Raw genomic sequence first — 14,002 nt, 5'->3', positions numbered from 1 at the left:
ATATCAAAGATATTACCATCATAGAAATTTTATTAATTAACATAGTAAAAAAAGTACAGTTTTTTGTTAAAGAATGGTGGGTATTTTGTTTAATAATTATAATTTATAATTACTACATGATTACGAAGGGGGAAAGGAAATGAGTAAGAAAAAGGAAGGAACCAGAATATATAAGCAGAAATTTAGTTTTAGATTAATGTATAAGCAAAGGTACCTGCTACTAATGTCAGTTCCGTTTGTAATTTGGTTGATTATATTCAAATACATACCGTTGTGGGGTTGGACCATGGCTTTTCAAGATGTAAGACCTAAGACGTTTGCTTTATCAATATGGGAGAGAACATGGGTCGGATTTGACCATTTCAAGGCTTTATTACATGATTCTGAATTTTTTGATGCATTGCGAAACACAATTGGAATTAGCTTAATAGGAATTGTATTAGGTTTTATTACTTCAGTTGGTTTTGCACTCTTATTAAATGAACTTCGTATGCATCGTTTCAAAAAATTAACACAGACAATATCCTATCTACCTCATTTTGTTTCGTGGGTTATTATTGCGAGTATCGCAAAAATGGTATTGGGGGATTCGGGTGTTTTAAATGAAGCGTTGGGAAAAGTCGGTGCTGAACCAATTAAGTTCATGACTACCAATGGACCGTTATTCTGGGTGGTTATATGTATTGTTAACATATGGAAAGAAACTGGTTGGGATGCCATTATTTATCTGTCGGCCATGACGGGAATCGATCAGGGATTATATGAAGCTGCAAAAGTTGATGGGGCAGGTAGATTCCGTAGAATGTGGCATATTACATTACCAGGAATTCGACCTACAATTATTGTACTTGTAATAATGAGTATAGGTGGAGCCCTTAATGCTAGTATGGAACGTCAGATGTTACTTGGGAATGGTATTGTTCAAGACTATGCAGATGTAATATCTTGGTACGCATATCGTTTTGGTATTGGGAACAATAATTATGGATTTGGTACTGCTGTTGGTGTATTCCAATCTGTTATTAGTTTAGTTCTATTATTTGTAGCAAACAAAGTAGCAGGTAAATTCAGCGAAAGTAAGTTGGTATAGGAGGAAGTTATGAAGAAAACAAGAAAAAGCAAATTAGACAGATTTACTGGCTTTGATGTATTTTTAGTAATTTTCTTTGCAGTACTGATATTCGTTACATTGTATCCTTTTGTAAATGTTTTGGCAATTTCATTTAACGATTCAATGGATACACTAAGGGGGGCCAATTTCATTATCCCTCGTAAATTTTCATTAGAAAATTACAAATATATTTTTGAAAAGAAGAATCTAATATCACCGCTAGGTATGTCTCTTGTAAGAACGATTGTTGGAACGGTGATCGGTACGCTTTGTACAGCGATGCTTGCGTATGTATTAAGTAGAAAAGACTTTTATTTTAATAAATTATTTACAGTTATGTTCGTTGTTACTATGTATGTTAGCGGAGGTTTAATACCGGATTATTTATTGGTTGGAAGAACATTAGGTATGACAAACAAACTCTCTGTCTATATTATTCCTGGACTGATTGGAGTATTTTATCTGATATTAATGAGGTCTTTTATTGAAGGACTTCCAGAGGCACTACAAGAATCTGCTAGGATTGACGGAGCATCAGATTTTCGTATCTGGTATAAGATTATTCTTCCTCTATGTAAGCCCGTTATAGCAACGGTTGCTCTATACATTGCGGTACAACAGTGGAATTCCTTTATGGATACCTATATCTATGCAAGAAAGTTGAAGACATTACAATATGTACTATATGAGGTGTTAAATGATAGCAGTATTAAGGTTACGGATATACATGATTCAAACTTGAATGCAGCAGCAGCCACTGTGACACCACAGTCAATACGTATGGCAATTACGATAATTGCTACGGTTCCCATTGTTATAGTATATCCATTCTTACAAAAATACTTTGTAGGTGGATTAACTTTAGGAGCTGTAAAGGACTAAATAGGGGATATATTATGATTACTTCGTATGTAATCGTTAATATATAGATGTGTTATGAAGGTTGTCACGTAAAGTAGTAAAAAACAAAGTTTAGGGGGAAAGTTATGAAGGTAAAGAAAAGAAGAATTGTTGCAATGTTACTTGTAATGTGTATGATAACAACTATGTTATCAGCGTGTAAGAAATCGGATTCGAATAAGTCCAAAGAAACAACAAAGACAGCAAATGATGATGGGGCTACAAAAGGAAATGATGCAGAACAAGAAGAGACATTAGAACCAATAACATTTTCATTCTATAATGCCGATGGTACGAAGGAAGACCCATGGACAGATCCTGTTGCAGAGGAAATAACAAAACAAACAGGAGTATCAATTAAAATGGATTACCCTGTTGATGGTGATGATCAGAGAATTCCTCTTATGATTGCTTCAGAGGAATATCCAGACCTTATTTTTGCAAAAGATGATGTAGATGCTCTTATTTCGGCAGGAGCTTTAATCGATATGTCAGATCTAATTGATCAATATGGACCACATATTAAAGCTTTATATGGAGATGAATATAAAAAATTACGTTATACAGAGGAGGATCCTTCTATTTACCAACTTTGTAGTGCAGGTGTTGGTCAGACTGCATATACTGCAAGTGGTACAGCTCAGTTACAGTTTGCTGTTTTAGAAGCAAATAACTACGAAATTCCAAAGACATTAGATCAGTACGAAAAGATGATTAAAGACTATATGGCTGCTAATCCTCAGATTGATGGGCAAGATACGATTGGACTTACTTTATCATGTGCAGATTGGCACTGGATGATTACTTTAGCAAATCCTTCTGGATTTATTGCAAATGCTTCGCCAGATAATGGACAATGGCTTGTTGATGATGCAAATAATTATCAAGCGACATATAAGCATGCAGCAGATGGTCAAAAAGAATATTTTGAGTGGTTAAATCGTATGTATCTTGAGGGAGTATTAGATCCAGACTTTGCAACACAAACACATGATGATTATATTGCTAAGATTTCTACAGGACGTGTACTTGGCTTATTAGACGCTGACTGGGATTATAGAGATGCAGAGACAGTATTAAGAGCAGACGGAAAATCAGATAGAACATATTGCGGACTTCCTGTAACGATGAGTGAAGATCAAAAATGTGCATCCTTAATGAGTCAAGGTCTTACTGTTGGTTGGGGAATCGGTATCACGAAAGAATGTAAAGATCCAGTAAGAGCTATCAAATTCTTAGATTGGCTATGTACGGACGAAGCACAGGTTCTTATCAATTGGGGAATCCAAGATGTAAACTATTTCATTGATGATGAAGGTCATAGATATAGAACAGATGAAGAAATCAAGAAATCACAGGAAGATGCTGAATATAAATACAAAACTGGTATTGGAATTCATAACTATCCATGGCCAATCCACGGAGATGGTGTAATTGACCCTACAGGATCACCATATACTACAAACTCAAAAGAAGCAATTATAGCTAACTATACGGAAGCACAAAAAAAGGCAACAAAAGCATGGGATGTTGACTTATTAATAGATATATTCCCTCAAGCAAGTGAATTTGAGATTCCTAATTATGCACCAGTTTATAAGCAAAACTTAACAGATGAATTTAATGCGTATGGTACGAAACTCGATGAAATTGCCTGGACAGGACTCATCTCCTGTGTAATGGCTAAAGAAGGTGAATTTGACTCTGCATGGGATAAGATGCAAAAAGATTTTAAAGATGCAGGCGTGGATAAAGCAAATGCATTGTTAACAGAATTAATTCAAAAACAAGTTTCATTTTGGTCTTCAGGCAACTAAAACATAGATTATTAATAAAGGTTACTCATAACACATTACAATAATTATATATTAGGGTATTCTTAATAAAATCGATAGTAGTAATTAGTAAAAAAATATGGTAAAATTAGATGGGTAAGCGTTTTAAACAAATGCTTACCCATTAAGTGTGGCTAAAATATCTATTTATTTAAGAATGCATTCATTTTTGTGTATCTTTCTATCCATTTAGATAGATAATGATTATAGGAGACAATCCACCATTAAGATAGAGAGGTTTTAATAATGTTTATAATAGTAGGACTAGGAAATCCAACGAGAGAATATACTGCTACTAGACACAATATTGGCTTTGATGCAATTACTAGATTAGCAGACGATTATGATATCTCAATGGATATGAAAAAACACAAAGCGATTTGTGGAACAGGCTATATTGAGGGACAAAAGGTCATTCTTGCGATGCCTCAGACGTATATGAATCTGAGTGGGGAAAGCGTGCGCGAATTAGTTGACTTTTATAAGATAGATCCTACAGAAGAATTAATTGTAATTTATGATGATATTAGCTTAGATGTAGGACAATTAAGAATACGTAAAAAAGGTAGTGCTGGTGGTCATAATGGGATTAAAAATATCATTGCACATTTAGGAACTGAAGAATTCCCACGTATTAAAGTGGGCGTTGGCGACAAACCTAAGGATTGGGATTTAGCTGATTATGTACTTGGTAGATTTAATAATGAAGAGCAACCTATTATAAGAGAAGCGCTGGCAGATGTCTCAGAAGCATGCAAAAGCATAATTACAGAAGGTATTACTAGTGCAATGAACGTTTATAATAAGAAGAAGTAACTAGAAGAAGATTTAAGACTGAGTAGCTTGCAGCTACATTTTTTATAATAAGAAGATATAGGTGGGATTAATCATGAAGACTTTCATGGAACCTTTAGAAGAATTAAAGGAATACAATAGTATTAGACAAGATCTTACACTGAAGGAGACACCAATCCATGTAGCAGGTTGTATTGATTCTCAAAAATGTCATTTAATCAGTGGTCTTAGTAAGAATTACAAATGGAAACTGATTATAACATATAATGATTTAAAGGCAAAAGAAATCTTTGAGGACTATAAATTATACTCTAAGAATGTATGGTTGTATCCTGCAAAGGATGTTATTTTCTATAGTGCAGATATTAGAGGAAATGCCATAGTAAAAGATCGTTTGATTGTATTAAAACAATTGATTGAAGCAGAGGAAGCTACGATTATTACAACGATAGATGCAGGACTTGATCGTATTCTTCCTCTTGAATATATTAAGAAAAGAATCTTGACCATAGAAGTGGCAACTACCATTGATCTAGAGAAATTAAAAGTGGAGTTAGTACATCTAGGGTATGAGAGATGTGGACAGGTCGGAGGTCCAGGTGAGTTTGCTATACGTGGTGGAATTATCGATATATTTCCACTAACAGAAGAGTGCCCATATCGTATTGAATTATGGGATGACGAAGTAGACACCATTCGTATGTTTGATATTAGTAGCCAACGTTCCATAGAGAATGTGGAATCGGTAGCGATTTATCCTGCTGCTGAAATCATCTTAGATGAACAAGTTATGAGAGATGGTGTACAAAAGATTGATGAGGAAACGAAGGAGTATGTGAATGCCTTACGTTCTCAGATGAAGACTGAAGAAGCACATAGAATCAAGCAAATTGTTGAAGAGTTTAAAGAAAGCTTAGAAACTTATAACGGTGCGATTGGTATTGATAGTTATATCAAATATTTCTATGATAATACGGTTTCTTTATTTGATTATTTTGCAAATCAGAATTCGGTTATCTTCCTAGACGAACCAAACCGATTAATTGAAAAGGGAGAAGCTGTCGACCTTGAATTCCGTGAAGGTATGATTGGTAGAATAGAGAAAGGCTATATTTTACCTAGTCAGGTTGATGTAATCTTCCCTTATAAGAGTATCATTGCTAAGTTTAATACGATGAAGTCGGTGTTACTTAGTACAATGGATTATAAACTTTCGTCATTTACATGCAAAAGAAAGTATGATTTTAGTGTAAAATCAGTAAATCCATATAACAACAACTTTGATATCCTCGTTGAGGACCTTAAGAAATGGAAGAGCAAAGGGTATCGAGTAATATTATTATCAAGTTCCAGCACTAGGGCAAGAAGACTAAGTGAGGATTTGGTTGAAAATGAATTAATTGCGTTCTATAGTGAAGATTTAGAACGAGTATTGAAGCCAGGTGAGATTATGGTAGCACGTGGCTATGTTCATCGTGGTTTTGAATATCCATTAATAAAATTAGTTATAATCTCAGAAGGAGATATCTTCGGTGCAGAGAAGAAGAAGCGCCGTAAGAAGAAATCCTATGAAGGTAGCAAGATACAAAACTTTAGTGATCTTAATGTAGGAGACTATGTTGTTCATGAAAATCATGGACTTGGTATTTACCGAGGAATTGAAAAGATTGAAGTGGATCATGTAACGAAAGATTATATCAAGATTGAATATGCAGCAGGTGGCGTTTTATACATTCTAGCAACTGGTTTAGATGTGATACAAAAATACGCTGGTTCTGAAGCGAAGAAACCAAAGCTGAATAAGTTAAATTCTGTTGAGTGGAAAAATACTAAGACAAAAGTTAAGGGTGCTGTAAAGGAAATAGCCAAAGAATTAGTTGAGTTATATGCAAAGCGTCAGGAAAAGCAAGGGTATCAGTTTGGACCTGATACCGTATGGCAGCAGGAATTTGAGGAGATGTTTCCATATGAGGAAACAGATGACCAGCTAAATGCAATTGAAGCAACGAAAACAGATATGGAAAGTATGAAGATTATGGACCGCCTAATCTGTGGAGATGTAGGATATGGGAAAACCGAAGTTGCTATTCGTGCAGCATTCAAAGCGGTATCAGATGGAAAGCAAGTTGTATTCTTAGTTCCAACTACCATTCTTGCACAACAACATTATAATACTTTCGTACAGCGTATGATGGATTTCCCAATTAGTATTGAGATGATGTCTAGATTTAAGAGTGCTACAGAGCTTAAGAAAACTACTGAGAGAGTGAAGAAAGGTAGTGTAGACATACTGATTGGTACACATCGTGTATTATCAAAAGATGTGCAATTTAAGAATCTGGGGTTATTAATTGTAGATGAAGAGCAGCGGTTTGGAGTTACCCATAAAGAGAAGATTAAGCAGATGAAGAATGATGTTGATGTTCTTACTCTTTCCGCTACACCAATTCCAAGAACAATGCATATGAGTTTAATCGGTATTCGTGATATGAGTGTGTTAGAAGAACCACCTGTAGACCGTATGCCAATACAAACCTATGTCCTAGAGCATAACGAAGAGATTATACGTGAGGCAATTAACCGTGAGTTAGCTAGGGGTGGCCAGGTATACTATGTATATAACCGTGTAAATGGTATTGATGAAGTGGCCAACATGGTAGCTAAATTAGTACCTGATGCTAATGTAGCTTTCGCCCATGGTCAGATGAAGGAGAGAGAACTAGAGAAAATCATGTTTGACTATATCAATGGTGAAATTGATGTGTTAGTATCAACGACAATTATTGAAACTGGTCTTGATATCTCTAACGCCAATACGATGATTATTGATGAAGCAGACAAATTAGGTCTATCTCAGTTATACCAGCTACGTGGGCGTGTTGGTAGATCAAACCGTACTTCTTATGCATTTCTTATGTATAAGAGAGATAAGATGCTTAAGGAAGTTGCAGAGAAGAGATTACAAGCTATCAAGGAGTTCACAGAACTTGGTTCAGGTTTTAAGATTGCCATGAGAGACTTAGAGATTCGTGGTGCTGGTAATTTACTAGGAGCAAAACAACATGGGCATATGGAAGCGGTAGGATATGACTTATACTGTAAGATGCTAAATGATGCAGTTAAAGCACTAAAAGGAGATACAAATGAGGAAGATACATTCGATACAACGGTAGATCTAGATGTAGATGCATTCATTCCATCAACGTATATACGTAATGAGTTCTTAAAACTTGAGATGTATAAACGCGTAGCAGAGATAGAGAATGAGCATGAATTCCTCGATATGCAAGATGAGATGCTAGACCGATTTGGTGATATACCGAATTCCGTTAATAATCTATTAAATATTGCTTTATTAAAAGCAATCGCACACAAATCCTTTGTTACGCAAATTACGCATAAGGATTTAGAAGTGAAGATCGCAATGTATAACAAAGCAAAGATATCTGTTCAAGGAATTCCTTCTTTTGTAGAGAAGTTCAAACCACAGTTAACCTTTGTGCCAGATGCCAATCCATATTTTGTATGGAAGATAAAAGAACGATCAAAGACAGGAAAAATTGACGTTAGTTCACTGTTTGATGTATTAAAGAAGATTCTAATGGAATTACAAGAACTTATTGAATTATAGAAAACCTGGAGGAATAAGGTTAAAAGAAAGCGTGTGCTTATGGAGGTAAAGATGAGAAACAGAAGAACGAGATATCTTGGTATTATAGCCCTATTATTTATGCTTACATTCACAGCTTGCTCTGGCAATAAAGACAATAAAGCGGGTGATGGTAATAAATCAAATTCATCTTCAGAATCTAGTGAATCAAAGGATGAAGGGGATAAAACAGATACCATAAAAACAGATGCCACAATACTTACGGTTGGAGATGTGAAAGTCCCTTATAATGAAGTTATGGTTTATGTACTTTTACTAAAAGATATGTATGAGCCTAATTTTACTAATGTGATATGGGATTATAAACTTGAAACTGGTAGTACATTTGGTGAAATGGCAAGAGAAGAAGTTTTAAATCAGATTATCCAACTAAAAATTATGACTCAAGAAGCAAAAAATCTTGATACTACTTTAACAGATGATGAATTAATTGAGATTGAGAATTATGCTAATGAATATTTCAATGGTATTTCTGCGGAAGACAAGGAAGATTATGGGATTACTTACGATACAGTACTTGGGGTATGTAAGGATAACTATTTATCAGAAAAAGTTTTCGATGTAGCCACTATGGACGTGGATACTTCAATCTCCGATGAGGAAGCGAAACAGGTAACTGTATATCAAATAAAAGTTTCTACGGCATCTAAAGATAAGAATGGAGAGGATATCGCATTATCTGATGAAGAAAAAGAAGCAGCACTTAAAAAGGCAAAGAAACTTCTTAAGAAGGCTAAAAAAGCTGAAGATTTCTATACATTTGCACTAAGTAATAGCGATGTATCACAAGTTGAATACACCATTGGTAAAGGTGATAAGAGTGATGCATATATTGATGCTGCATTTGCATTAAAAGAAGGTAAGATTAGTAAAGTGATTGAGGATGAAGAAGGATACTATATCTTATATTGCGCTGACTCTTTCAATGAGGATGCAACTGCACAGAAGAAGGAAGAAATTATTAGCGAAAGACAAGATGAAGCTTTCCAAAAGATGTATAAAGAATGGTTAGAGAATTATAAAGTTAAGATTAAGCAAGATAATTGGGCAAAAATTAAATTCTAAGTATATATACGACTCTTAAATTAGACAGCAGAGATAAACAGAATAGCGATATAAGCAAAGGCTATAGAGAATAGAGCATATAGAAAATATCCCCAAGGAGCTTAGTATAGTAAAAATACTAAGGAAGGTATAATCAATACAATTCTTTTTATGATTAGTATGATTATCGGATATTATACTATTCAATCTGTAAAATTCAGATATTTTCCTATGAAATACTTTGCATTATGGTGCTTTGTAGCTATTTTTACGCCATTTTTATGTTATATAGTTCATTTGAGATTAAAAGATCGAATCTCATTGGCGGTTATAGGAGTAATAACTCCGATTTTACTTTTGGGTAATGAAATGTATAGACTCATGAGAATCGAAGAATATTAAAATTTCATATTATGGTTTGACTTTATAGCAATAATACTGCTGTTTATAGTATTACCAAAGAGAAAAAATGTAAGAATTATTTCTCTTTTATTATTTGGATTAAGTACTCCTTTATTATTTAATTATAATATAATACGAATATGTTGTAATTTAATATATAGGTTGATATTTTAGTGTTAAATACAGGAAAATATATAAGGAAAATTAAAGTAGCCTTCAGACAATTATATCTCAACCTCCCTCCATCTATAATAAAGATGGAAGGGAGGTTTCTTTATTGAGTATATAACAACTTGCAAAAGCTAGATATTAATATTGACAGTATATTACATTAGTGGTAACATCAATATATCGTTAGTCGATATAACGAGTTATATAAATTACTCGTATGCCGTGGTAATGTAGCGATGATAGGAGGAATTGTATGGCAAAAGCTAGTGAGCCATTAACAGAAAGTTATTTTTATATTTTACTTTGCCTCTTTAACGGACCAAACCATGGTTACGCTATAATGCAAGAAACCGCTGCACTAACACATGACCGAGTCAAAATTGGCGCAGGTACCATGTATGGTGCATTTACCAATTTGTTAAAAAAAGAATACATTATTGAATATTCCAGTGAGGGGAGTGAAGATAGACGTAAACTATACAAATTAACAGATTTGGGAATAGAAGTTTTACAAGGTGAGGTTAGGCGGTTACACCAATTAACACAGAATGCAATTGAAGTTATGGGAAAGTGTAATGAATAAGAAGGAGGATTATAATGATTGAGATTAATAATTTAACCAAGATCTATAAGTTATCCAAAAAGCAAATGCAGGAGCAAAAGACAAAAAAGAATATGAAAAAGGCAGCAGATCATATCTCATTAACTGCTAAGCCGGGACAGATATATGGTTTACTTGGACCAAACGGAGCAGGTAAAACAACAACCCTTCGCTGTGTTGCAACATTGTTAAAACCAACAGAGGGTGATGTTAAAGTATGTGGTTTTGATACGGTAAAAGAGGGAGAGAAAGTTAGAGGAAACATTGCTTTCTTAACGAATGAAATAAAATTAGACCCTCATTTTTCTGCAAAGTATATGTTCCAATTCTTTGGACATTTGCACGGTATGAGTGATGAAGAAATCAACGAAAGAAGAGAAAAATTATTTACATATTTCGGTATTACAGAATTTCAAGATAAGAGAATTGAAGAATTATCAACTGGTATGAAGCAAAAAGCGGCGATTGCAGTAAGTTTAGTTCATGATCCTAAAGTAGTAATTTTCGATGAACCGACCAATGGTCTTGATATTGTAACAGCAAGAAGCGTTACGGATTACCTTAAAGTATTAAGAGATGAAGGGAAATTAGTAATTATATCAACACACATCTTATCAGATGCAGAGAAATTATGTGATAATATCGGTATCATCATCAAAGGTAAGAAGGTAATTGAAGGTACGTTACAAGAGATACTTAGCAAGACGAATACAAAAGACTTAGAAGATGCGTTCTTTGAATTATATAAAGAGTATAATATGGAGGAGGAATAAGAATGAGAGGGGCAAGAGAAATTATCAAAAAAGAGCTAAACCGTGTGTTTGGCGATAAGAAATTAATCTTCAGTTTATTCATATTACCTGTAGCACTAATGGTCGGAATGTTTTTCTTGATGGGAAATCTAACAGATAGTATGGAAAATGAAGTAGTTTCTCATATTCCTAGTGTATATATACAGAATGCACCAGAGGGGCTTGAGGATTTTATTAATACAAATGGATTTGTAGCAGATATTACATATCTTAAAGCAGATGCAACTCTTGATGAGATAAAAGACAATATCGTAACTGGTGAAAATGATTTATTAGTAGTATTTGATGAATCATTTAAAGATTCAATTGTTAATTATCAGGAAGGAAATACGATTCCTGAAGTAAAGACGTATTATAATCCATCAGAAGATTACTCATCAACAGCTCGTACTAACTTCGTAACTACAGTACTAGATCCTTTAAAACAAGTTTATCTTACAGATCGTATCGGAAACTTAGATAACATTACTATCTTCAATATTGACTTGGATACGGAAGCTTCTCAACTTATGGATACACAAAAAGCATCTGGTAAAGCTCTTGGTATGATGTTACCTTACTTTATCACAATGCTTCTCTTTGCTGGGGTTATGTCAATTGCAGTAGACGCGATTACAGGAGAGAAGGAAAGAGGAACGCTTGCTAGCATGTTAGTGTCTCCTGTTAAGAGAGTTGAGATCGTGACTGGTAAATTAATATCTATTGCAATTTTATCTTCCATATCAGCAATCATTTATGCAGTTAGTATGGTATTTGCATTACCAAAAATGATGGGAGAAGTGTCAAGTGAAATCAGCGTATCCTTGTCACCTTTACAAATCGTTCAATTAATTTTAATTATGTTATCACTAGTTTTTCTATATGTAGCTGTAGTTTCCATCGTTTCTGTATTTGCTAAAACTATGAAGGAAGCGAATACATATGTTACACCAATGTATATATTAGTAATTGTGGCTGGAATGATTACAATGTTTAGCGGAAATACTAAGCCTGATACAATAATGTTTGCTATTCCAGTATACGGAAGTGCCTTGTGTATCCAAAACATTATGGAGGGAGAATTACTAATGTCTCAATTCTTACCTGCAATAGGTGGAACGGTATTATTAGGATTGATTATAACTGCTGGTATTGTGAAAGCATTTAATAGTGAAAAGGTAATGTTTAATGCATAGAAGAAATATAAAGTTCCATGTTTCATATGACGGAACAAGATATCTTGGGTGGCAACGCCTAGGTGGTAAACAAAGAGAGTTATCCATACAAGGATTTCTAGAGATGTGTTTATCTGATTTGTTAAATGAGGATATTAAAATAATGGGCTCCGGCAGGACAGATGCTGGAGTCCATGCATTTGATCAGGTAGCAAATTTCTATACGAATTCAAAACTAACAATTGAAGACATCTATAATACACTGAAATCACGTTTGCCAGAGGATATGGTTGTATATAAGATGGAGCAGGTAGCAGATTCGTTCCATAGTCGTTTTAGTGCCGTAAGTAAAGTGTATGAGTACTATTTAGATAATGGAGAGCGAGAGGACGTATTTACAAGAAGATATGCCTATCATGTTAAGAAGAAACTTGACATAGAAGCAATGAAGGAAGCGGCCGCTTACCTAATAGGGACACATGATTTTCGTTCATTCTCTACAGATCGGGGAAAAGATGATACCGTTCGAACCTTATATGAGCTAGAAATTGAAGAAACGGGATTCTTGTTAGATCGTAAAGAAGATAGAAGTGGGGAGCTGCTAAGAATTCGTTTGCATGGAGATGGCTTCTTATATAACATGGTTCGGATTATAGTAGGAACGCTGATAGAAGTGGGACTGGGTGAAAGAAAAACGAATTCAGTAAAAGAAGCTTTAGCGAATAAAGATCGAGGATTGGCCGGTATTACCGTTCCACCACATGGATTGTTTTTGAAATCAGTAGAGTATTAATAAAAGGGAGAATAACACATAAATTATCGTGTTATTCTCCCTTTCAATTATTCTTCTTCTGTTGTTTCTTCTTCAAAGGCCTCTTGTTCAGCTTTTTCTGTTTCTTCCTCGGAATTATCTTCTTCGCTGTCAGCTATTTCGCTTGAATTGTCTGATGAGTCAGATGCTTCAGGCATAGTTAGAGTTACATAACCTCTTGAATCGGAAGAAGAGCCTTCTTCGCTATCATCATCTGTATCGTCATCTTCGATGTCGTCGAAATCATCATCGAAATCGTCGAAATCATCAGTAGAATCCTTGTTAACGACATTTTTAAAGAAGTAGAATACACCACCTGCTAAAGCAGCTAAGGAAAGTGTTCCAGCTATAAATTTACCAAATTTCTTCATAATACTGTCATCCTTTCTTACATAATATTATGACCTTATCTTAATATTATAATTCGAAATTAATAAAAAGAAAAGAAAATTTTATGTAAGAAAAGGAAAAAGTAATATAACTTGGGTTAGAAGAAGTAAAAATAAATAATAAAGAGAAAAGTTCGAATAGTTACGAAAAAAAATTAGTTTAATTAATTATTTGAGTGGTTGTATATAATTAACAAAAAAATACTATAAAAGCATAGATTTTCGTTGCTATTAAGTGATAAGGACTAAATGTAACCAAAATACATAGACAATATTGACTAAAATAAATATATCTGCTATACTGAGT

11 protein-coding genes are annotated in these 14,002 nt (G+C 34.2%); 10 read left to right on the top strand and 1 reads right to left on the bottom strand.

Annotated features, from left to right (window positions below; all coding sequences use genetic code 11):
- The first annotated feature begins 139 nt into the window (after positions 1–139).
- From ACW2QF_RS06490 to truA, 10 genes are all read left to right on the top strand, one after another.
- Entirely contained in the window at positions 140–1,090 is a 951-nt protein-coding gene (locus tag ACW2QF_RS06490; protein WP_455715182.1) for an ABC transporter permease, read from the top strand.
- A gap of 9 nt (positions 1,091–1,099) precedes the next feature.
- Entirely contained in the window at positions 1,100–1,993 is an 894-nt protein-coding gene (locus ACW2QF_RS06485; protein WP_455715181.1) for a carbohydrate ABC transporter permease, read from the top strand.
- Positions 1,994–2,097: 104 nt separating this feature from the next.
- Positions 2,098–3,828 carry an ABC transporter substrate-binding protein gene (locus ACW2QF_RS06480; protein ID WP_455715180.1) on the top strand — a complete coding sequence of 577 codons (1,731 nt, stop codon included), beginning with the start codon at positions 2,098–2,100 and terminating at the stop codon, positions 3,826–3,828.
- A gap of 264 nt (positions 3,829–4,092) precedes the next feature.
- A complete protein-coding gene (pth, locus tag ACW2QF_RS06475; protein ID WP_455715179.1) occupies positions 4,093–4,662 on the top strand; it encodes an aminoacyl-tRNA hydrolase in 570 nt (189 codons plus the stop codon).
- A gap of 73 nt (positions 4,663–4,735) precedes the next feature.
- On the top strand, positions 4,736–8,272 hold the full coding sequence (mfd, locus tag ACW2QF_RS06470; RefSeq protein ID WP_455715178.1) for a transcription-repair coupling factor: 3,537 nt from the start codon (positions 4,736–4,738) through the stop codon (positions 8,270–8,272).
- A 51-nt stretch (positions 8,273–8,323) separates the two neighbouring features.
- Positions 8,324–9,376 (top strand): peptidylprolyl isomerase, encoded by a 1,053-nt coding sequence (locus ACW2QF_RS06465; protein ID WP_455715177.1) that lies wholly within the window; start codon positions 8,324–8,326, stop codon positions 9,374–9,376.
- An 805-nt stretch (positions 9,377–10,181) separates the two neighbouring features.
- The gene (locus ACW2QF_RS06460; RefSeq protein WP_455715176.1) at positions 10,182–10,511 is read left to right on the top strand and encodes a PadR family transcriptional regulator; all 330 of its coding nucleotides are present in this window, start codon (positions 10,182–10,184) and stop codon (positions 10,509–10,511) included.
- Between the two features lie 14 nt (positions 10,512–10,525).
- A complete protein-coding gene (locus ACW2QF_RS06455) occupies positions 10,526–11,302 on the top strand; it encodes an ABC transporter ATP-binding protein (RefSeq protein ID WP_455715175.1) in 777 nt (258 codons plus the stop codon).
- Between the two features lie 2 nt (positions 11,303–11,304).
- The gene (locus ACW2QF_RS06450) at positions 11,305–12,516 is read left to right on the top strand and encodes an ABC transporter permease (RefSeq protein WP_455715174.1); all 1,212 of its coding nucleotides are present in this window, start codon (positions 11,305–11,307) and stop codon (positions 12,514–12,516) included.
- Positions 12,509–13,288 (top strand): tRNA pseudouridine(38-40) synthase TruA, encoded by a 780-nt coding sequence (truA, locus tag ACW2QF_RS06445; RefSeq protein ID WP_455715173.1) that lies wholly within the window; start codon positions 12,509–12,511, stop codon positions 13,286–13,288. Before ACW2QF_RS06450 ends, truA begins: the two co-directional genes overlap by 8 nt.
- A gap of 47 nt (positions 13,289–13,335) precedes the next feature.
- Here truA and ACW2QF_RS06440 read toward each other — a convergent pair whose 3' ends face one another.
- Positions 13,336–13,677, bottom strand: a complete 342-nt coding sequence (locus tag ACW2QF_RS06440; RefSeq protein WP_455715172.1) for a hypothetical protein — start codon at positions 13,675–13,677, stop codon at positions 13,336–13,338.
- Between the last annotated feature and the right edge of the window lie 325 nt (positions 13,678–14,002).

The organism is Anaerosporobacter sp. (assembly GCF_965301125.1).
Note: the sequence above shows the minus strand (reverse complement) of the source record. Positions and strands in the feature narration are given on the sequence as shown.